Annotated in this window: 16 protein-coding genes; 12 read left to right on the forward strand and 4 right to left on the reverse strand. The window is 66.6% G+C overall.

The genetic code is table 11. The annotated features are described in order from the left end of the window. Nucleotides 1–139: 139 nt before the first annotated feature. Both FURADRAFT_RS09665 and FURADRAFT_RS09670 read right to left on the reverse strand, forming a co-directional pair. Nucleotides 140–886, reverse strand: a complete 747-nt coding sequence (locus FURADRAFT_RS09665; protein WP_008953956.1) for an alpha/beta hydrolase — start codon at nt 884–886, stop codon at nt 140–142. Between the two features lie 247 nt (nt 887–1,133). Then, nucleotides 1,134–1,733 (reverse strand): MarC family protein, encoded by a 600-nt coding sequence (locus FURADRAFT_RS09670; protein ID WP_008953957.1) that lies wholly within the window; start codon nt 1,731–1,733, stop codon nt 1,134–1,136. A gap of 225 nt (nt 1,734–1,958) precedes the next feature. On the opposite strand from FURADRAFT_RS09670, the gene FURADRAFT_RS09675 reads away from it, so the two are divergent. The 7 genes from FURADRAFT_RS09675 (at nt 1,959) to FURADRAFT_RS09705 (ending at nt 10,997) form a co-directional block, all read left to right on the forward strand. Continuing rightward, on the forward strand, nt 1,959–2,711 hold the full coding sequence (locus tag FURADRAFT_RS09675; RefSeq protein WP_008953958.1) for a FadR/GntR family transcriptional regulator: 753 nt from the start codon (nt 1,959–1,961) through the stop codon (nt 2,709–2,711). Nucleotides 2,712–2,852: 141 nt separating this feature from the next. Then, nucleotides 2,853–3,764 (forward strand): 5-dehydro-4-deoxyglucarate dehydratase, encoded by a 912-nt coding sequence (gene kdgD, locus FURADRAFT_RS09680; RefSeq protein ID WP_008953959.1) that lies wholly within the window; start codon nt 2,853–2,855, stop codon nt 3,762–3,764. A gap of 129 nt (nt 3,765–3,893) precedes the next feature. After that, nucleotides 3,894–5,237, forward strand: a complete 1,344-nt coding sequence (locus FURADRAFT_RS09685; RefSeq protein ID WP_008953960.1) for an MFS transporter — start codon at nt 3,894–3,896, stop codon at nt 5,235–5,237. Between the two features lie 25 nt (nt 5,238–5,262). Further along, the gene (gene garD / locus FURADRAFT_RS09690) at nt 5,263–6,810 is read left to right on the forward strand and encodes a galactarate dehydratase (RefSeq protein ID WP_008953961.1); all 1,548 of its coding nucleotides are present in this window, start codon (nt 5,263–5,265) and stop codon (nt 6,808–6,810) included. Nucleotides 6,811–6,882: 72 nt separating this feature from the next. Beyond that, on the forward strand, nt 6,883–8,217 hold the full coding sequence (locus FURADRAFT_RS09695; RefSeq protein WP_008953962.1) for an enolase C-terminal domain-like protein: 1,335 nt from the start codon (nt 6,883–6,885) through the stop codon (nt 8,215–8,217). A gap of 18 nt (nt 8,218–8,235) precedes the next feature. Beyond that, a complete protein-coding gene (gene gudD / locus FURADRAFT_RS09700; protein WP_008953963.1) occupies nt 8,236–9,573 on the forward strand; it encodes a glucarate dehydratase in 1,338 nt (445 codons plus the stop codon). Continuing rightward, on the forward strand, nt 9,558–10,997 hold the full coding sequence (locus FURADRAFT_RS09705) for an aldehyde dehydrogenase (NADP(+)) (protein WP_268869733.1): 1,440 nt from the start codon (nt 9,558–9,560) through the stop codon (nt 10,995–10,997). Before gudD ends, FURADRAFT_RS09705 begins: the two co-directional genes overlap by 16 nt. A 109-nt stretch (nt 10,998–11,106) precedes the next feature. Here the strand turns inward: FURADRAFT_RS09705 and FURADRAFT_RS09710 are convergent, their stop codons facing one another. Then, entirely contained in the window at nt 11,107–11,667 is a 561-nt protein-coding gene (locus FURADRAFT_RS09710; protein ID WP_008953965.1) for a hypothetical protein, read from the reverse strand. A 91-nt stretch (nt 11,668–11,758) separates the two neighbouring features. Continuing rightward, on the reverse strand, nt 11,759–12,721 hold the full coding sequence (locus FURADRAFT_RS09715) for a LysR family transcriptional regulator (RefSeq protein ID WP_008953966.1): 963 nt from the start codon (nt 12,719–12,721) through the stop codon (nt 11,759–11,761). Between the two features lie 167 nt (nt 12,722–12,888). On the opposite strand from FURADRAFT_RS09715, the gene FURADRAFT_RS09720 reads away from it, so the two are divergent. From FURADRAFT_RS09720 to mmsB, 5 genes are all read left to right on the forward strand, one after another. Continuing rightward, on the forward strand, nt 12,889–14,592 hold the full coding sequence (locus tag FURADRAFT_RS09720; protein WP_008953967.1) for an AMP-binding protein: 1,704 nt from the start codon (nt 12,889–12,891) through the stop codon (nt 14,590–14,592). A gap of 97 nt (nt 14,593–14,689) precedes the next feature. After that, nucleotides 14,690–16,198 (forward strand): CoA-acylating methylmalonate-semialdehyde dehydrogenase, encoded by a 1,509-nt coding sequence (locus tag FURADRAFT_RS09725; protein WP_008953968.1) that lies wholly within the window; start codon nt 14,690–14,692, stop codon nt 16,196–16,198. Nucleotides 16,199–16,417: 219 nt separating this feature from the next. Beyond that, on the forward strand, nt 16,418–17,578 hold the full coding sequence (locus tag FURADRAFT_RS09730) for an acyl-CoA dehydrogenase family protein (protein WP_008953969.1): 1,161 nt from the start codon (nt 16,418–16,420) through the stop codon (nt 17,576–17,578). 35 nt (nt 17,579–17,613) lie between these two features. Beyond that, on the forward strand, nt 17,614–18,735 hold the full coding sequence (locus FURADRAFT_RS09735; RefSeq protein ID WP_008953970.1) for an enoyl-CoA hydratase/isomerase family protein: 1,122 nt from the start codon (nt 17,614–17,616) through the stop codon (nt 18,733–18,735). A 23-nt stretch (nt 18,736–18,758) separates the two neighbouring features. After that, the gene (gene mmsB, locus FURADRAFT_RS09740) at nt 18,759–19,655 is read left to right on the forward strand and encodes a 3-hydroxyisobutyrate dehydrogenase (protein WP_008953971.1); all 897 of its coding nucleotides are present in this window, start codon (nt 18,759–18,761) and stop codon (nt 19,653–19,655) included. The last annotated feature ends 232 nt before the right edge of the window (nt 19,656–19,887 follow it).

Here is a 19,887-nt window from a genome sequence, read left to right on the forward strand (position 1 = left end):
GAAAGCGGGCTGGTAAAAAGTGCGGGGCGCCGGGAAAAAAAGCCCGCCTCTCGATGAAAGGCGGGCTTGGGGGTCGGTATGGTCTGATGTGCCTGAGCGACGCCTGGAGGGGCGCGGCGGCGGCCGGAGGCTTTACTCGTTATGCCAGGCAGCGTGCCGTCAGCCAGGCGACAAAGTCGTGGGCCATCTCGGAGGTCAACTGATGGCCCACCGGGTAGAGGTGCAACTGGTGGGGTACGCCCAATTCACGGAGCCAGTTGCCGGCTTTTTCCGCCCAGCTCAATGGCAGCTTGTCGTCGAATTCACCGTGCGAGACGAAGCCCTCCAGCCGTGCCAGCGCGTCGGGCGCACCGAGATGCGGGGCGATTTCCGGCAGGATGCGCCCCGACAGCAGGCCGAAACCGCCCACCTGTTGCGGTTCGGTCAGAGCCAGGCCGGCGCTCATGATGCCGCCCTGGCTGAAGCCCGCCACGACGGTGTGCGCGGGATCGATGCCGCTGGCCGATTGCAGACTGGCGACCAGCTGCTGCAACTGCTGCCGGCTGCGTTCGGCTTGGTCCGGATTGATTGACGGGCCTTGCGGACCGAAGCTCACCTGGAACCAGCCGAACTGTCCCGGTCCGAACTCCAGCGGACCGCGCACCAGCGCCACCTTGATGCGGGCGTCGAGCAGCGGTGCGAGTCCGGCCAACTGCATCTCGTTGCCGCCCACGCCGTGCAGCAGCAACAGCAGGGCCTGCGGGCGGGGCGCCGACGCCGCGGCTGGCAGGACCAGCGTGCGGTAGGTCAGCCCCGAAGCGGCGTCGTACTGCGGGGGCGAAAGCTGTGCGCTGGACAGGGTGAGCGGCTGCGGCGAGGTCGGGTCACGGTCTTGCGGCGGGGTCATCGGGTATCCTTGCAGGAAATGCGGCAACAGGGGTGAGCATGGCGTCCATTCTGAGGCGTCCCCAGGAGCCGATAAACCCGGGTTCAGGAAAATGACTGTCTCCCGACAGGAAACAATCATCCGGTGCTCCCGTGCTCATGCTCCGCCGCCCTGCACGCCCGGGTCCAGGGTATGCGGGCAGCCGATCCGCAATGTGCAATCGCGGTGGTCGCGCAGGAGGTATTCCAAACGCGCGGGGAGACACGTCCTAGCCCAGCTTCTTGAGGTAGGCCGCCACCCCGCCCATCAGCATCTCAATCGAAATCGCGGTCAGCACCAGCCCCATCAGCCGTTCCAGCGCCGAGATCACCGGCTCCCCGAGCAGCTTCTGCAGCCGCCCGGAGGCCAGGAACACAGTGGTGCTGACCAGCATGGTGATTGTCAGCGCGCCGGTCCACTCCAGCATGCGTGCCGGTTCGCGCGTCGACAGCAGCAGCACGGTGGCCATGGCCGAGGGCCCGGCGATGAGCGGAATCGCAATCGGCACGATGAAGGGTTCGCCCTGGGATTTGCCGGAAAAGGCGCTTTCCTCGCCGGGAAAGATCATCTTGAGTGCGATCAGGAACAGGATGACGCCGCCCGCGACGCGCAGCGACTCGTCCGAGAGCTGCATCAGTTCCAGGAAATGGCGCCCGAAGAACAGGAAGATGAGCAGCACCGCGAACGCGATCAGGCACTCGCGCAGCACCACGCGCCGTCGTCGTTCCGGCCGGACCTGCTTGAGCGCGGTGATGAAGAGCGGGATGTTGCCCAGCGGATCGGTGATCAGGATCAAGAGCACGGTGGCCGACCAGAACGATGTTTCCATGTTTCTCCCGGAGTCAGCGCGGCATCAGGCCGCTGGCGGCGACAAAAAGGCGTCCGCCCGTTTTACCCAGTATGCCGCAGCGGCCATCCGTGTGCTGTCGTTGACGTCATGCCCCGGATTGTTGGCCCTGCCGCTGCCCGGGAGGTTGTACGATATCGTGATCACGTTTGCTGAATCAGTCCGTTGGAATCATAATAGATTCCATGAATATGAATGCAGGAAGTCATGAGTACTATTGATGTGCAAGTCCCTGGCGGGCGCTCGCGCCGACGTTCGCGCAGCCTAAGTCAGGAGGTGGTCGACGAACTGTCGCGTCGTATCGGCGATGGCCTGCTCAAGCCAGGCGACAAGTTGCCGACCGAGGCCGCGATCATGCGCGAGCTGGATGTGAGCCGCACCGTGGTGCGCGAGGCGATTTCGCGTCTGCAGGCTGCCGGCCTGGTGGAAACGCGCCATGGCATCGGCACGTTCGTGCTCGAGCCGTCGGGCGAGGGCGCATTCCGCATCGATCCCGCCACGGTGACCACGATTCAGGACGTGCTGGCCTTGCTCGAACTGCGCATCAGCCTGGAAACCGAAGCGGCCGGCCTGGCGGCGGCGCGCCGCAGCGACGAGCAGTTGCAGCTGATGCGCCAGGCGCTCGACGCCTTCCTTGCCGCGCTGGAGCAGGGGCGCGAGACGATCGAGGCCGACTTCCAGTTCCACTTGAACATCGCCGGCGCCACCGGCAACCGCTATTTCGTCGATTTCATGAGCTACCTCGGCATGACGGTGATCCCGCGCGCGCGTCTCAACACCGCGCAGTTGTCGCGCGATCGCCAGGCCGACTACCTGCAGCGCGTGCACCGCGAGCATGAGGACATTCTCAGCGCCATCGCGCTGCGGGACGCGGATGCCGCGCGTGCTGCGATGCGCACCCATCTGACCAACAGCCGTGAGCGCTTGCGCCGCGCCCACGAAGCGATCGAAGCCCGATAAGCCCTGATTCCGGCAAGCTCTGAAAAAGGCTTGTCGCTTTTTTATTTTATGTTGTACGATGACTGACATCGTAACAGACTGATGTTGTCACCAGTCTGTTGCCGCACGACGAAACCGTCCGTTTACATTGGAGACGCACCCATGCACGCACAAGAACTCAAGCACGCCATCTCGTCCGGTCTGTTGTCCTTCCCGGTTACCGACTTCGACGCCGAAGGCAACTTCCGCCCCGATACCTACGCCGAGCGCCTGGAATGGCTGGCGCCGTACGGTGCCAGCGCGCTGTTCGCCGCCGGCGGCACGGGCGAGTTCTTTTCGCTGACCCCGCAGGAATACGGCCCGATCATCCATACCGCGGTGGAGACCTGCCGCGGCAAGGTGCCGATCATCGCCGGCGCCGGCGGCGCCACCCGCAGCGCCATTGCCTACGCGCAGGAAGCCGAACGGCTGGGGGCGCAGGGTGTGCTGCTGCTGCCGCACTACCTGACCGAAGCCAGCCAGGAAGGGCTGGCCGCCCACATCGAGGCGGTGTGCCGCTCGGTATCGTTCGGGGTGATCGTCTACAACCGCGGGGTGTGCCGCCTCAACGCCGAAACGCTGCTGAAACTGGCCGACCGTTGCCCGAACCTGATCGGCTTCAAGGATGGCATCGGCGACATCGACCTGATGACCACCATCCGCCGCAAGCTGGGCGACCGCTTCAGCTACCTGGGCGGGCTGCCCACCGCCGAGTTGTTCGCCGCGCCGTACAAGGCGATGGGGGTGCCGGTGTACTCGTCGGCGGTGTTCAACTTCATTCCGAAAACCGCGATGGAGTTCTATCGCGCCGTGGCGGCTGACGACCAGGCCACCATCGGCCGTCTGCTCGACGACTTCTTCCTGCCGTATCTGGAAATCCGCAATCGCAAGCAGGGCTACGCGGTCAGCATCATCAAGGCCGGGGCGCGCCTGGTGGGGCATGATGCCGGCCCGGTGCGCGCTCCGCTGAGCGAACTCTCGGAAGAGGAGTGCGCAATGCTGGATCAGCTGATCAAGAAGATGGGGGCTCAATAATCGATCCGGCCGCCTCTTGACCGGGCTCAGGGCGTTGCGGAAACCACGACGTCACGGCCTGAGAGGAGGGCGGTCACCACCGAGTTGGCAGCAGCAGGCATCATTATTATTAAAGAGGAGAACTTCACGATGCAGAGCTACAGCACCGCCGTGGTACAGGCGCAAAGCAGCCGTGCCCGCTATTTCATTGTCGCCATGCTGTTTCTGGTGACGGCACTCAATTACGGCGACCGCGCCACCTTGTCGATGGTCGGTTCCCCCATGTCCAAGCAACTGGGGCTCGACATGGTGGACATGGGCTACGTGTTTTCGGCCTTTTCCTGGGCCTACGTGATCGGTCAGATTCCGGGCGGCTGGCTGCTCGACCGCTTCGGTTCCAAGCGGGTCTATTTCTGGAGCATCCTCACCTGGTCGAGCTTTACCCTGTTGCAAGGGTTTGTCGGCCTGCTCAGCGATACGGCCACCATCATCACCATGCTGTTCGTATTGCGATTCCTGGTGGGCCTGGCCGAATCGCCGTCCTTTCCCGGCAACAGCCGCATCGTGGCGGCGTGGTTCCCGGCCCAGGAGCGCGGCACCGCTTCCGCCATCTTCAACTCGGCACAGTATTTCGCCACCGTGATCTTCGCACCGCTGATGGGCTGGCTGATTCATGTTTTCAGCTGGCAGTCGGTGTTCTTCTTCATGGGCGGGCTCGGCATCCTGATGGCACTGGTCTGGCAGAAGACCATCTATAGCCCGAAAGACCACCCTTCGATCAACCCGGCCGAACTCGAGTACATCGAACAGGGCGGGGCGCTGGTGAACATGGACCAGCCGCAATCGGCCAAATCCGAGGAAAAGAACCCACGGCTCGGCTGGCCCGCCGTGAAGCAGCTGCTGGCCTCGCGCATGATGATGGGGGTGTACCTCGGCCAGTACTGCATCAACGCGCTGACCTACTTCTTCATTACCTGGTTCCCGGTCTATCTGGTGCAGGAACGTCATATGTCGATTCTCAAGGCGGGTGTCGTCGCCTCGATCCCGGCGGTCTGCGGTTTCCTCGGCGGCGTGCTGGGCGGGGTGCTGTCCGACCGTCTGCTCAAGCAAAGCGGCTCGCTGACCTTGGCACGCAAGACGCCGATCGTGCTGGGCATGCTGATGTCGATGGTCATGGTGGGCTGCAACTACGTGCAGGCCGAATGGCTGGTGATCGGCTTCATGTCGCTGGCCTTCCTCGGCAAGGGGATCGGCGCGCTGGGCTGGGCGGTGATGTCTGACACTGCGCCCAAGGAGATCAGCGGTCTTTCCGGCGGCCTGTTCAATATGTTCGGCAACCTGTCCGGCATCGTGACCCCGATCGCCATCGGCTACATCCTCAAGAGCTCGGGATCGTTCAACGGTGCCCTGGTGTTCGTCGGCGCGCATGCTTTGCTCGCGGTGATCAGCTACCTGGTGATCGTGGGCCCGATCAAGCGCTTCGAGCTGCGTTGAGTCTGACAGGAAAGGTTGATTCGTGATGAGTAATTCCATGGCACCGCTGACCATCAAGGTGCATCCGAACGATAACGTCGCCATTGTCGCCAACGACGGCGGGCTGCCGGCCGGGACCACGTTTCCCGACGGGCTGGTGCTGCGCGAGCGGGTGCCGCAGGGCCACAAGGTGGCGCTGCTGGACCTGGCCGAAGGCGCCCCGATCATCCGTTACGACGTGGTGATCGGCTACGCCACCCGCGCCATCTCCCGGGGCAGCTGGATCGAAGAGTCGCTGGTGCGCATGCCGTCGGCGCCGCGGCTGGATGATCTGCCGGTCGCCACGCGCCAGGCGCCAGCCTTGATCCCGCTCGAAGGGTATACCTTCGAGGGCTACCGCAACCCGGACGGCTCGGTCGGCACGCGCAACATCCTGGCCATCAGCACCACGGTGCAGTGCGTGACCGGCGTGGTCGAGCATGCTCTCCAGCGCATCAAGGCCGAGCTGCTGCCCAGGTATCCGAACGTGGACGACGTGGTGGCGATCGAGCACGCCTACGGGTGCGGCGTGGCGATCGACGCACCGGACGCCATCGTGCCGATCCGCACCCTCCGCAACATCGCGCTCAACCCCAACTTCGGCGGTCAGGTGCTGCTGGTGAGCCTGGGTTGCGAGAAGCTGCAGCCCGAGCGCCTGCTGCCGGAGGGGACGATTCCGGTGCAGAACGCCGTGCCGGCGCAGGTGTGCCTGCAGGACGAGCAGCACGTCGGTTTCGGTGCCATGATCGCTGCGATCATGGCCATGGCCGACGAGCGGCTGGCGGAGCTGAACCAGCGCCGGCGCGAGACCTGCCCGGCCTCGGAGCTGGTGGTGGGCGTGCAATGCGGCGGCAGCGACGCGTTCTCAGGCGTCACCGCCAACCCGGCGGTCGGCTTCGCCGTCGACCTGCTGGTGCGAGCCGGCGCCACCGCCATGTTCTCCGAGGTGACCGAGGTGCGCGACGGCATCGACCAGCTCTCAGCGCGCGCCGCCAGCCCGGACGTGGCGGCGGCGATGATCCGCGAGATGGCGTGGTACGACGCCTACCTCCAGCACGGCGGCGCCGACCGCAGCGCCAACACCACGCCCGGCAACAAGAAGGGCGGGCTTGCCAATATCGTCGAGAAGGCGATGGGGTCGATCGTGAAATCCGGCTCCAGCCCGATCGTCGGGGTGCTGTCCCCGGGCGAGAAGGCGCGGCAGAAGGGCCTGCTCTACGCCGCCACGCCAGCCAGCGATTTCATCTGCGGCACCCTGCAGCTGGCATCCGGCATGAACCTGCACGTGTTCACCACCGGCCGCGGCACGCCGTACGGCCTGGCGGCGGTGCCGGTGATCAAGGTGGCCACGCGCACCGCGCTGGCCGAGCGCTGGCACGATCTGATGGACATCGACGCCGGGCGCATCGCCTCCGGCGATGCCACCATCGACGAGGTGGGCTGGGAGCTGTTCCGCTTCATGCTTGACGTCGCCAGCGGCCGCAAGAAGACCTGGGCCGAGCACTGGAAGCTGCACAACGCCCTGGTGCTGTTCAATCCGGCTCCGGCTACCTGAAACCCCAATCCGACGCGCACCGCCTCGTTCCCCCGCGCGGGGAAGGGACGGTGCGCGGCCCGAGGAATGCCAATGTCAAAGCAAAGCACGCCCATCATCACCGAGATGCAGGTGATCCCGGTCGCGGGGCACGACAGCATGCTGCTCAATATCGGCGGCGCCCACGGCAACACCTTCACGCGCAACCTGGTGGTGCTCAAGGACAGCGCCGGTCATACCGGCGTCGGCGAGGCGCCCGGCGGCGAAGTGATCCGTCAAACGTTGGCCGAAGCCATCCCCCGGGTGGTCGGCCAGTCGGTTGGCGCCCTCAACCGCATCGTGCATTGCCTGCATGCCGGCCAGCAGTCGTCCGACTTCGACAGTTTCGGCAAGGGCGCCTGGACCTTCGAGCTGCGCGTCAACGCCGTGGCGGCGCTGGAGGCGGCGCTGCTCGACCTCATGGGCCAGTTGCTCGGCGTGCCGGTGGCCGACCTGCTGGGGCCGGGCAAGCAGCGTGACGAGGTCACGGTACTGGGCTACCTGTTCTACCTCGGTGACCGCGAGCGTACCGACCTGCCTTACCTCGCCGGCGAGCGCGGCGTCCACGACTGGTACCACCTGCGCCACCAGCAGGCGCTTACCACCGAGGCCGTGCTGCGCCTGGCGGAGGCCGCGCAGGACCGCTACGGCTTCCAGGACTTCAAGCTCAAGGGCGGGGTGTTGCCCGGCGAGGACGAGATCGAAACCGTCACCGCGCTGGCCCGCCGCTTTCCCGGCGCGCGCATCACGCTCGACCCGAACGGCGCCTGGTCGCTCAAGGAGGCGATCCGCCTGTGCAAGGGCATGCAGGGCGTGCTCGCTTACGCCGAGGACCCGTGCGGTGCCGAGCAGGGCTTCTCCGGGCGCGAGGTGATGGCCGAATTCAAGCGCACCACCGGGCTGCCGGTGGCCACCAACATGATCGCCACCAACTGGCGCGAGATGAATCACGCCGTGATGCTGCAGTCGGTCGACATCCCGCTCGCCGACCCGCATTTCTGGACGCTGTCCGGCGCCGTGCGCGTGGCGCAGCTGTGCGACGACTGGGGCCTGACCTGGGGCTGCCACTCGAACAACCACTTCGACGTTTCGCTGGCGATGTTCACCCATGTCGGCGCCGCCGTACCGGGCAAGCCGACCGCCATCGACACGCACTGGATCTGGCAGGAAGGCCAGCGGTTGACCCGCGAGCCGCTCGAGATCAAGGGCGGCAAGATCGCCGTGCCGGACAAGCCCGGCCTCGGCATCGAGCTCGACTGGGGCGAGGTCGAGCGTGCCCACAAGCTGCATCAAAGCCTGCCGTGGAGCGGGCGCAACGATGCCGCCGCGATGCAATACCTGATTCCAGGCTGGACCTTCGATCGCAAGCGTCCCTGCCTGGTCCGTTGATACTGAAAGAGCCGAATCATGAGCCAATTCCCAACTCCCATCGTGACCGAACTGCGCGTGGTGCCGGTAGCCGGCCACGACAGCATGCTGATGAACCTGAGCGGTGCGCACGGCCCGTACTTCACGCGCAACATCGTGATCCTCAAGGACAGTGCCGGTAACACCGGCGTCGGCGAGGTGCCGGGTGGCGAGAAGATCCGCCAGACGCTGGAGGACTCCGCCGCGCTGGTGGTGGGCCAGCCGATCGGTCACTACAAGCAGATTCTCAAGACGGTGCAGACGTCCTTTGCGGACAGAGATGCCGGTGGCCGTGGCCTGCAGACCTTCGATCTGCGCACCACCATCCACACCGTGACCGCGCTCGAGGCTGCGCTGCTCGACCTCTTGGGCCAGTTCCTCGGCGTGCCGGTAGCGGCCTTGCTTGGCGACGGCCAGCAGCGCGAGCGCGTCGAAATGCTGGGCTACCTGTTCTACGTCGGCGACCGCAGCAAGACCGACCTGCCGTATCTGGCCGAGCCGGAGGCCGACAGCGCCTGGCACCGCCTGCGCCGTGACGTGGCACTCACGCCCGAGTCCGTAGTGCGTCTGGCCGAAGCCGCCTACGAGCGCTACGGTTTCAACGACTTCAAACTCAAGGGCGGCGTGCTGCGCGGTGACGAGGAGATCGAAGCAGTTACCGCGCTGGCCGAGCGCTTCCCGAATGCGCGCGTCACGCTCGACCCGAACGGCGCCTGGTCGCTCAAGGAGGCGATCCGCCTGTGCCGCGACCAGCATCACGTGCTGGCCTATGCCGAAGACCCGTGCGGTGCCGAGCAGGGTTTCTCCGGGCGCGAGGTGATGGCCGAGTTCCGCCGCGCCACTGGCCTGCCCACCGCCACCAACATGATCGCCACCGACTGGCGCCAGATGGCGCACTCGATCCAGCTGCAGTCGGTCGACATTCCGCTGGCTGACCCGCACTTCTGGACCATGGAAGGCTCGGTGCGTGTGGCGCAGCTGTGCGAGATGTTTGGCCTGACCTGGGGCTCGCACTCCAACAACCACTTCGACATCTCGCTGGCGATGTTCACCCACGTCGGTGCCGCTGCGCCGGGCAAGGTCACCGCCATCGACACCCACTGGATCTGGCAGGAGGGCACCGACCGCCTCACCAAGGAACCGCTCAAGATCGAAGGCGGTTTCGTCGAGGTGCCGCAGAAGCCGGGCCTGGGCGTGGAGCTCGACTGGGACGCGCTGGAACGGGCGCACCAGCTCTACCTGCAGAAGGGCCTCGGCGCGCGCGACGACGCCGCGGCGATGCAATACCTGATTCCGGGCTGGAGCTTCGACAACAAGAAGCCCTGCCTGGTGCGTTAACAAGGAAGCCAACCATGACTGCAAGCAATCCCGATTTCGCCGTGATCGACCGTGCCGTGACGGCGGCCAAGGCCGCGGCCCCCACGTTGGCCGAAGCCACGCCGTCCCGGCGCGCACGCCTGCTGCGCGGCCTCGCCGAGGCGCTGGAATCGCAGCAGGCCGAACTGGTGGCCATCGCCGACCAGGAAACCGGTCTGGGTCCCGCTCGCCTCAACGGCGAGGTGGCGCGCACCGCCTTCCAGTTGCGCGGTTTCGCCGACGAAGTGGAGCAGGGCGTGCCGTACCGCCGAGTGGACGATGGCGCGGTGGCCGGGGCCCCGCCGGCTGGCCGCCCGCACCTGACACGCGTGCAGGTGCCGTTGGGCCCGGTGGCGATGTTCTCCGCCAGCAACTTCCCGTTCGCGTTCTCGGTACTCGGCGGCGACACCGCCTCGGCGCTCGCCGCCGGCTGCCCGGTGGTGGTGAAGACGCACTCGGGCCATCCGCAACTGTCCCGCGCCGTGTATGAACTGGCGCGTGGCGTACTGGCCGAGCAGGGCTGGCCGGCCGGCGTGCTGGGCCTGGTGGAAAGCAGCTCGCGAGCCGGCGGTACCTACTTGGTGCAGCACCCGGACACCGCCGCGGTGGCGTTCACCGGCTCCCACCAGGGCGGCGTCGCCTTGTGGAAGGCCGCCAACGAACGCGCCCGGCCGATCCCGTTCTACGGCGAACTGGGCTCGATCAATCCGCTGGTGGTGCTGCCGCAGGTACTGGAGCGTGACGGCGAGGCGCTGGCGCAAACGCTGGCGGGCTCGATCACGCTGGGCTGCGGCCAGTTCTGCACCAGTCCCGGCGTGATCGTGCTGTTCGACCACCCGGCGAGCGAGCGTTTCGTCGCCGCGCTGGGCGATGCCCTCCGCCCGATCGCCACGCACCGCATGCTGACCGACAACATGCGCCGCGGTTTCGACGACGGCGTGGTGCGCATCGCCGGCCATCCCGACGTGCGCAGCCTGTTCGAGCCAGCGGCCGACGGTGCCGGCCCTGCGCCGCGCCTGTTCGAAACCAGCGCCACCGCGTTCATCGCCGACGCGCATCTGCGCGAGGAGATGTTCGGTCCGGCTGCCGTGGTGGTGAAGGTGAAATCCACCGCCGAAGCGGTCGAGGTGCTCGAGGCCATCGGCGGCACGCTTACCGCGACCCTGTGGGGCGTGGAGGACGACACGGCCGACAACCGCGCCCTGGTGCGCGCGGCAGAGCACATCGCCGGGCGCGTGCTGTTTGGCGGCGTGCCGACCGGCGTGGCGGTGTGCCATGCCCAGCAGCACGGCGGGCCGTGGCCGTCGTCGACCCAGCCGCAGAGCACCTCGGTGGGCTTTGCCGCGCTGGAGCGCTTCCTGCGTCCGGTGGCACTGCAGGACGCCCCGGCCTGGCGGCTGGCCTAGTCCGACAGCACGCCATCGTTTTCGAGACAAGTACCCCAGTCTGTCTCTTCCTTTTGGCGCCTCCGGGCGCCTTTTTTCATCCTGTCAGGGCATTGCGTCCGGCCTGCGTCTAGAAGCAGCTGAATCCGGTCACGAGGGCGAGACGGTCCACGCGAGAAGTCGGTCCGAAGATTTGCTCGAGCTCCTTCACCGTCATGGGGAAACCGACGGGGTGGGTGCCCTGCGCCGTCCTGAAGATCTCCTTGAAGGCCGAGCCGCACGCGCCCAGGGTCAGGGAGTCCACCTTGCCGTCGGATTTGATGTCGAAGGAAAAGTATTGATGTCGGCCCACCACCGATGCCCACAGCGGCAAATCGGGGTGCCAGACGGCCCGGGTGAGCGTGCCGTCCTGATCGATGTGGATGCCGTGTTCGCTCAGGGTCTGCCGGGTGATCTTCCGGGAATCGACCCACGCGCCATCGGGAAAACGAAACTGGAAGGGGGCCGCCTTGTCCAGCTTGATCCAGAGATCGTCGATCGGATTCTGCTCGTTGCCGGCGTAGCGGAAACCACGCACCACCGGGCTGCCCCGCAGCTCGATGAAATAGTTCTCGCCGTACTGCGGCCGGGCGCAGCCGGAACAGGTCAGCAGCGCCAGCAGCATTACCCCGACCAGCCAATGGGTCTTCATGAACGTACTTCCGGGCGTTGCTTCGCCGCCCTGGCCGAGTCGGGAGCGGCAGGCGATGCCGCCGTGGCGATAGTTTCGCCAGAGCCTCGTTTCATGCCGCTTCCTCGGGTTCCAGGTAGCTCATCCGGGGCGCCTCGCCGAGCAGGAAATCCTGATTGAGCTGGGCGCAGGTACGCAGGTAGTCCGCCGCCAGCGTGATGCGCTTGAGCTTGCGCAGGTCTTCACTGTAGTACATCCAGAATTGCCGTGTGACGGCCACCTGCTCCGGCAGCACCCGGGTCAGCCGCGGGTCGTCGCCGACCAGAAAGCAGGGCAGGATCGCCAGGGCGCGGCCTTGCAGCGCGGCCTGGTACTGGGCGATCACGCTGGTGCTGCGCAGCGGGCTCTTGGCGCCGGGCAGCACGTCGTCCATGTACAGCAGCTTGGGGCTGAAGGCCAGGTCATCGACATAGGTGATGAAGCGGTGTCCGGCCAGGTCTTCCCGCTGCCGGATCGGCGGGTGGCGTGCCAGGTAGTCCGGGGTGGCGTACAGGAGCAGGCGATAGTCGCACAGCTTGGAGCACACGTAAGGACCGCGCTCGGGCCGCTCCAGCGTGATGGCGATGTCCGCCTCGCGCCGCGACAGGTTGATGAAGTGCGGCACCGGCAGGATATCGACGGTGATGTCGGGGTAGCGGTCCTGAAAGCGGCTGATCTGCGGGGTGACGAAGCCGGAGCCGAAACCCTCGGTGCAGCCGATGCGCACGTGGCCGGACAAGGCGAAGCCGGTCCCCGATACCTCTTCACAGGCGGCCTGCAAGGCGCTTTCCATCGCCTCGGCATAACGCAGCAACTGTTGCCCGTCCACGGTAAGGACGAAACCGGCCGAGCGTGACTTCTCGAACAGCAAGGCGCCCAGCGCCTGCTCCAGCGCGCGGATGCGGCGCGACACCGTGGTGTAGTCGACGCCGAGGCGCTTTGCCGCGCTGCTGGCGGTGTGGGTGCGGGCGACCTCGAGAAAGAACTTGATGTCGTCCCAGTTCAGCCGGTCGACGGGTATAGGGTTTTTTTGCATATCGCTCCGGTGTTTTTGTCTATTCCTGATGGATTTTCTCCTATCTATACTCGTTTTCAACCACCCAGACCAGCGGCTTCGGCGGGTTGAAGCACAACAAAAAAAACGAACCGGGCCGGCACAGAGCGAGACGTGCCGGAGGTGTTCCATCCAGGAGAGAGACGTCAATGAATGCACGTTGCCAGGCCTTCGTGGCCGCGCGGGATTTTCTGCTGACTCACCGTACCGACTACGCCACGGCGTATCGAGACTTCCGCTGGCCCCAGCTCACCGAATTCAATTGGGCGCTGGACTATTTCGACGAGCTGGCGCGTGGCAACCAGGCGACCGCGCTGTGGATCGTCAACGAGGACGGCAGCGAGGAGCGTTACAGCTTCGACGAACTGGCGCGGCGTTCCAACCGCGTCGCCAACCATCTGCGCGCCCTGGGGGTGAAGCGCGGCGAGCGCATCCTGCTGATGCTGGGCAACGAAGTGGCGCTGTGGGAAACCATGCTGGCGGCGATCAAGCTGGGCGCCGTGGTGATTCCCGCCACCGCCTTGCTCACCCCGGAAGACCTGTGCGACCGCCTCGACCGCGGCCGCGTCAGCCACGTGGTGGTGGGTCAGGCCCATCTCGACAAGTTCGCCGACGTCGCCGGCGGCTATACCCGCATCGCGGTCGGTCCGGCCACGGCGGGCTGGATCGAACACGCCGCCGCCGCAAGCTACCCGGACCGTTTCGAGCCGGACGGCACGACGCTGGCGACCGACCCCTTGCTGCTCTATTTCACTTCCGGCACCACCTCCAAGCCCAAGATGGTGTTGCACAGCCACCAGAGCTACCCGGTCGGCCATCTCTCGACGCTGTACTGGATCGGCCTGCAGCCGGGCGACGTGCACTTGAACATCTCGTCGCCGGGCTGGGCCAAGCACGCCTGGAGCTCGTTCTTCGCACCGTGGAACGCCGGTGCCTGCGTGTTCATCCATAATGTGGCGCGTTTCAGCGCCCCGGCCTTGCTCGGCGTGCTGGAGCGCTGCCGCGTCACCAGCCTGTGCGCGCCGGCCACGGTGTGGCGCATGCTGATCCAGGAAAACCTGGCGGCCTACCGCGGGCGGCTCAACCTGCGCGAGCTGGTGGGCGCCGGCGAGCCGCTCAACCCGGAAATCATCGAGCAGATCCAGGCGGCCTGGGGCCTGACGCTGCGCGACGGCTACGGCCAGTCCGAGACCACCGCGCAGATTGGCAATACCCCCGGGCAACCGCTCAAGGCGGGGTCGATGGGGCGGCCATTGCCGGGCTACCGCGTGGCGCTGATGGGGCCCGATGGGAAATTGGCGAGCGAGGGCGAAGTGGTGCTGCCGCTCGAACCGCGCCCGCTCGGGCTGATGCTGGGTTACGCCGATAGCCCGGAGAAAACCGCCGAGGCGATGGCCGACGGCTATTACCGCACCGGCGACACAGCGATGATCGACGACGAGGGCTACATCACCTTCGTCGGCCGCGCCGACGACGTGTTCAAGGCGTCGGACTACCGCATCAGCCCGTTCGAGCTGGAGAGTGCGCTGATCGAGCATCCGGCGGTGATGGAGGTGGCGGTGGTGCCAAGCCCCGACCCGGTGCGCCTGGCGGTACCCAAGGCCTTCATCATCCTGGCTCCCGAGCAGGTGGCGGATCGCGAGTTGGCCGAGACCATCTTCCGCTTTGCGCGCGAACGGCTGGCGGCCTACAAACGCGTGCGTCGCATCGAGTTCGTCAGCGAGATGCCCAAGACCCTGTCGAGCAAGATCCGCCGCGTCGAATTGCGCAAGCTGGAGGCGCAGCGCCGCGAGGAGAACGCGCGCGGACCACAGGAATACTTCGAAGACGATTTCCCGGCGCTCAAGGGCTGACCGGCCCCATACCGCTCTCATTTCCCCGTTAACGACACATCCCCTCGGCCCTGGCGCCGAGGGGGCTGGCCCACTTCGTCCATAAGGCAGGCTCATCATGACTCTTTCCACCACCGTTCCCACCGTCAAGCTCCTGATCAACGGCGAGTTCGTCGAATCGCAGACCAGCGTCTGGCGCGACGTCGTCAACCCGGCCACGCAGGAGGTGCTGGCGCGCGTGCCGATGGCCACCCCGGCCGAGGTCGACGCCGCCGTGGCCGCCGCCAAGACGGCCTTCAAGAGCTGGAAGAAAACCTCGATCGGCAGCCGCGCGCGCATCTTCCTCAAGTATCAGCAGCTGATCCGCGAACACATGAAGGAACTGGCGGCCATCCTCACCGCCGAGCAGGGCAAGACCCTGGCCGACGCCGAGGGCGACGTGTTCCGCGGCCTGGAAGTGGTGGAGCACGCCGCCAGCATCGGCAACCTGCAACTGGGCGAGTACGCCGAAAACGTGGCCAGCGGCGTCGATACCTACTCGGTGCTGCAGCCGCTCGGCGTGTGCGCCGGCATCACCCCGTTCAACTTCCCGGCGATGATCCCGCTGTGGATGTTCCCGATGGCGATCGCCACCGGCAACACCTTCGTGCTCAAACCGTCCGAGCAGGACCCGATGGTGACCATGCGCCTGGTCGAGCTGGCGATCGAAGCCGGCATCCCGGCCGGCGTGCTCAACGTGGTGCATGGCGGTCCGGACGTGGTCAACGCCATCTGCGACCACGCCGACATCAAGGCGATCTCGTTCGTCGGATCGAGCAAGGTCGGCACCCACGTCTACAACCGGGCGAGCCTTGCCGGCAAGCGCGTGCAGTGCATGATGGGCGCCAAGAACCACGCCATCGTGCTGCCGGACGCCAACAAGGAGCAGGCGCTCAACCAGCTCACCGGCGCGGCCTTCGGTGCGGCCGGCCAGCGCTGCATGGCGCTGTCCGTGGCGGTGCTGGTGGGCGAGGCGAAAAACTGGATTCCGGAACTGGTGGCCAAGGCCAAGGCGCTGCGTGTCGGCCCCGGCAAGGACAACCCGGACGTGGGGCCGCTGGTGTCGTGCACCGCGCGCGACCGCGTCGAATCGCTGATCGCCCAGGGGGTGGAGCAGGGCGCCAAGCTGGAGCTGGACGGGCGCGGCGTCAAGGTGCCTGGCTTTGAGCAGGGCAATTTCGTCGGCCCGACCATCTTCAGCGGCGTGAAGCCCGGCATGGCGATCTACGACCAGGAAATCTTCGGGCCGGTGCTGTGCCTCACGGCGGCGGACACCCTGGACCAGGCCATCGAACTCATCAACGCCAACCCCAACGGCAACGGCACCGCCATCTTCACCCAGAGCGGCGCCGCGGCACGCAAGTTCCAGGAGGAGATCGACGTCGGCCAGGTCGGCATCAACGTGCCGATCCCGGTGCCGGTGCCGCTGTTCTCGTTCACCGGTTCGCGCGCCTCCAAGCTGGGCGATCTGGGCCCGTACGGCAAGCAGGTGGTCCTGTTCTACACCCAGACCAAGACCGTCACCAGCCGCTGGTTCGACGATGCGGCCAGCAGCGGCAAGGTGAATACCACCATCTCGCTGAACTGATCGCCCGTCCCATTAGGCGGCTGCGCCTGCGCATCTCGAGGTCGGGCCGGACTGCGTGCGAATTTATGCTGAGCAAATCGAAGCTTTGCACGCAGTAATTCGCTCAGCGATACGGAATCCTCATGGACCACATGTCCACTGCGGTTCCTGCGCTCCGTCCTTCCTCAACCTGCTTTGGCTCGCTCGCCTACTGGAACAAGCTTGATAAAAGGAATGACTATGGATTTCCAACTGACTGAAGAACAGATCGCCTTCCAGGACAGCGCGCGCGAGTTCGCCCGCCACGAGCTGGCGCCCTACGCCGCGCACTGGGACGAGGAGGAAGTCTTTCCCAAGGACACCCTGCGCCGCGCCGGCGAGATGGGCTTCTGCGGGCTGTACACGCCGCAGCAGTACGGCGGGCTGGGGCTGACGCGGCTCGACGCCGCCATCGTGTTCGAGGAACTGGCCGCCGGCTGCACCTCCACCGCCGCCTACCTCACCATCCACAACATGGTGAGCTGGATGATCGGCAGCTTTGCCCGAGCGGAAGTGGCCGAGCAGTGGGGGCCGGCACTGGCGAGCGGCGCCAAGCTGGGCAGCTATTGCCTCACTGAGCCCGGCGCCGGATCGGACGCCGCCAACCTGCGCACCCGCGCCGAGCGCGACGGTGACGTCTACCGCCTCAACGGCAGCAAGGCCTTCATCTCCGGCGCCGGCAGCACCGATGTGCTGGTGGTGATGGCGCGCACCGGCGGCACCGGTGCCAAGGGCATCTCCGCCTTCGTGGTCCCGGCCGATCTGCCTGGCATCAGCTACGGCAAGAAGGAACGGAAGATGGGCTGGAATTCGCAGCCCACCCGCACCATCACCTTCGACAACGTGGCCGTGCCTTCGGCCAACCTGTTGGGCGAGGAGGGGCAGGGCTTCACCTTCGCCATGAAGGGGCTGGACGGCGGGCGCATCAACATCGCCACCTGCTCGGTGGGGACAGCCCAGGCCGCGCTGGAAGCCGCCGCGCGCTACGTGCAGGAACGCCAGCAGTTCGGCCAGGCGCTGGCCGAGTTCCAGACCGTGCAGTTCCGCCTCGCCGACATGTCCACGGAACTGGTTGCGGCGCGCCAGATGGTGCGCCTTGCTGCCTGGAAGCTCGACAGCGGCAGCCCGGACGCCACGGCCTACTGCGCCATGGCCAAGCGCTTCGTCACCGATGCCGGCTTCAAGGTGGTGAACGAGGCGCTGCAGCTGTTCGGCGGCTACGGCTACATCAAGGAATACCCGCTCGAGCGTCACCTGCGCGACAGCCGCGTGCACCAGATCCTGGAAGGCACCAACGAGATCATGCGCGTCATCGTCGCGCGCCGGCTGCTGCAGGACGGCGCGCTGGAGACGCTGCGCTGATCGCCACGGACAACAGGCTATTGAGGGACTCCGCAATGCAAGACATTGTCCTGTTCGAAGAACGCGCCACCGCCAGCGGCCATCGCCTCGGCATCGCCACGTTGAACGTAGGAAAAACGCTCAACGCGCTGACGCTGGACATGATCCGTCTGCTTCAGCAGCGGCTGAGCGCCTGGGAAGCCGACCCTGGCCTGGTTGCTGTGGTGTTGCGCGGCGCCGGCGACAAGGCCTTCTGTGCCGGCGGCGACGTGCGCTCGCTGCGCCGGGCGCTGCTGGACGACAGCCGCACCCCCAACCCCGACGCCGTGGCGTTCTTCAGCGAGGAATACCGGCTCGATTACCACCTCCACCGCTACCGCAAGCCCCTGATCGTGTGGGGCGGCGGCATCGTCATGGGCGGCGGGCTCGGACTGATGGCCGGGGCCAGCCACCGCGTGGCCACGCCCTCCACCCGCATCGCCATGCCGGAAATCACTATCGGCCTCTACCCGGACGTAGCCGGCAGCTGGTTCCTGCCGCGCATGCCGGCCAGGCTCGGCCTGTTCCTCGGCCTCACCGGCGCACCGCTCAACGCGCACGATGCCCTGCTGTGCAACCTGGCCGACCACATGTTGGCCGAAGACGGCCAGGAGGCCCTGTTGCGGGAGCTGGAACGGGCCGACTGGTCCCGCCCGGCGGTGCGGCACCACGGCATGGTGAGCGCACTGTTGAGTGCGCTGGCAGCGTCGCATCATGAGCCGATGCCGGACGCGAACTGCGCGCGCAACCTGCTCACGGTGCAGCGCCTGATGAGCCTGGGCAGCCTCGACGCCGTCGCGGCGGCGCTCGCCGGCACCGCGTTCGAAGACCCCTGGCTTGCCGCGGCGGCCAGGAGCTTTGCCCAAGGCTGCCCGACCTCGGCCGCCGCCACTTGGGAAATCTTCCGGCGCGCCCGCCACCTGTCGCTGGCCGAAGCGCTGCGCATGGAGTTGGCGTTGTCGGTCAACTTCTGCGCCCGGCCTGATTTCCGCGAAGGGGTGCGCGCCTTGCTGGTCGACAAGGACCGCGCGCCGCACTGGCACTACCCGACCCTGGCCGCCATCCCGGACGGCTGGGTGGAAAGCCACTTCATCAGCCCATGGCCGGCCACGGAGCATCCGCTGGCCGACCTCAAATAACACGCCATCAGAGGAGAAACACCATGCAACACGTCGCTTTCATCGGGCTGGGCAATATGGGCGGCCCCATGGCCCTCAATCTGCAGAACAAGGGCTTTGCCGTGAGCGCCTTCGATCTCTCGGCCGAGGCGCTCGCCAGGCTGCAGGCCGCCGGCGCCCGTGCCGCCCGCAGCGCGGCCGATGCCGTGGCGGGGGCCGAGGTGGTGATCTCGATGCTGCCCGCCGGCAAGCACGTCGAAGGGCTGTACCTGGGTGAGGACGGCCTGTTCGCCCGCCTGCCCAAAGGCACGCTGGTGATCGACTGCAGCACCATCGCCGCCGCCAGCGCGCGCAAGGTGGCCGAGGCGGCCCGGGTCGCCGGTCTCTGCATGCTCGATGCCCCGGTCTCCGGCGGCACCGCCGGCGCCACTGCCGGCACGCTCACCTTCATCGTCGGCGGCGAATCGGCCGATCTGGAGCGTGCCCGTCCGCTGCTGGAAGCCATGGGCAAGAACATCTTCCACGCCGGCGCCAGCGGCGCGGGCCAGACCGCCAAGATCTGCAACAACATGCTGCTCGGCATCCTGATGACCGGCACCGCCGAGGCGCTGGCGCTGGGCGTCAGGAACGGCCTCGACCCCAAGGTGCTGTCCGACATCATCGCCAAGAGTTCGGGACGCAACTGGGCGCTGGAGGTCTACAACCCCTGGCCCGGGGTCATGGAGAATGCCCCGGCGAGCCGCGGCTACAAGGGCGGCTTCGGCACCGACCTCATGCTCAAGGACCTGGGCCTTGCCAACGAAGCCGCGCGCGAAATCGAGTTGCCGCTGGCGCTGGGCGCGCTGGCCGAGCAGTGCTACCGGCGTTTCAGCGCCGATGGTCACGGCGGGCTCGATTTCTCCGCCATCATCCAGAGCTACGTGGCCGAGTTGTCGGCCTGAGCCACTCCCCAGACCTTGCCAGGGCGGCAGGTCGGGAGGGGCGTGATGGCGCGTCCCTCCCGCTCTACGCTGTTGTGTGAGCGGCGCAAAGCACTCCAGCGCCTCCCGCCGCCATTGCTAGGCTCCCATCTTGCCCGGTCGTCATTGCCGCAGCGGAGGCGGCCGGGCGGCGGTTTTTGGCCCTGCTTGCCACCGGGCATGGTTGTGGTGGAGTAAGGCGAGGCCCTCGTTT

The sequence above is a fragment of the Pseudogulbenkiania ferrooxidans 2002 genome (genome assembly GCF_000174355.1).
Taxonomy (GTDB): domain Bacteria; phylum Pseudomonadota; class Gammaproteobacteria; order Burkholderiales; family Chromobacteriaceae; genus Pseudogulbenkiania; species Pseudogulbenkiania ferrooxidans.

Excerpts from the sequence above, each read along its gene's own strand:
- FURADRAFT_RS09665 (WP_008953956.1), bottom strand. The coding sequence starts at position 886 with ATGACCCCGCCGCAAGACCGTGACCCGACCTCGCCGCAGCCGCTCACC.
- FURADRAFT_RS09670 (WP_008953957.1), bottom strand. The coding sequence starts at position 1,733 with ATGGAAACATCGTTCTGGTCGGCCACCGTGCTCTTGATCCTGATCACC.
- FURADRAFT_RS09675 (WP_008953958.1), top strand. The coding sequence starts at position 1,959 with ATGAGTACTATTGATGTGCAAGTCCCTGGCGGGCGCTCGCGCCGACGT.
- kdgD (WP_008953959.1), top strand. The coding sequence starts at position 2,853 with ATGCACGCACAAGAACTCAAGCACGCCATCTCGTCCGGTCTGTTGTCC.
- FURADRAFT_RS09685 (WP_008953960.1), top strand. The coding sequence starts at position 3,894 with ATGCAGAGCTACAGCACCGCCGTGGTACAGGCGCAAAGCAGCCGTGCC.
- garD (WP_008953961.1), top strand. The coding sequence starts at position 5,263 with ATGAGTAATTCCATGGCACCGCTGACCATCAAGGTGCATCCGAACGAT.
- FURADRAFT_RS09695 (WP_008953962.1), top strand. The coding sequence starts at position 6,883 with ATGTCAAAGCAAAGCACGCCCATCATCACCGAGATGCAGGTGATCCCG.
- gudD (WP_008953963.1), top strand. The coding sequence starts at position 8,236 with ATGAGCCAATTCCCAACTCCCATCGTGACCGAACTGCGCGTGGTGCCG.
- FURADRAFT_RS09710 (WP_008953965.1), bottom strand. The coding sequence starts at position 11,667 with ATGAAGACCCATTGGCTGGTCGGGGTAATGCTGCTGGCGCTGCTGACC.
- FURADRAFT_RS09715 (WP_008953966.1), bottom strand. The coding sequence starts at position 12,721 with ATGCAAAAAAACCCTATACCCGTCGACCGGCTGAACTGGGACGACATC.
- FURADRAFT_RS09720 (WP_008953967.1), top strand. The coding sequence starts at position 12,889 with ATGAATGCACGTTGCCAGGCCTTCGTGGCCGCGCGGGATTTTCTGCTG.
- FURADRAFT_RS09725 (WP_008953968.1), top strand. The coding sequence starts at position 14,690 with ATGACTCTTTCCACCACCGTTCCCACCGTCAAGCTCCTGATCAACGGC.
- FURADRAFT_RS09730 (WP_008953969.1), top strand. The coding sequence starts at position 16,418 with ATGGATTTCCAACTGACTGAAGAACAGATCGCCTTCCAGGACAGCGCG.
- FURADRAFT_RS09735 (WP_008953970.1), top strand. The coding sequence starts at position 17,614 with ATGCAAGACATTGTCCTGTTCGAAGAACGCGCCACCGCCAGCGGCCAT.
- mmsB (WP_008953971.1), top strand. The coding sequence starts at position 18,759 with ATGCAACACGTCGCTTTCATCGGGCTGGGCAATATGGGCGGCCCCATG.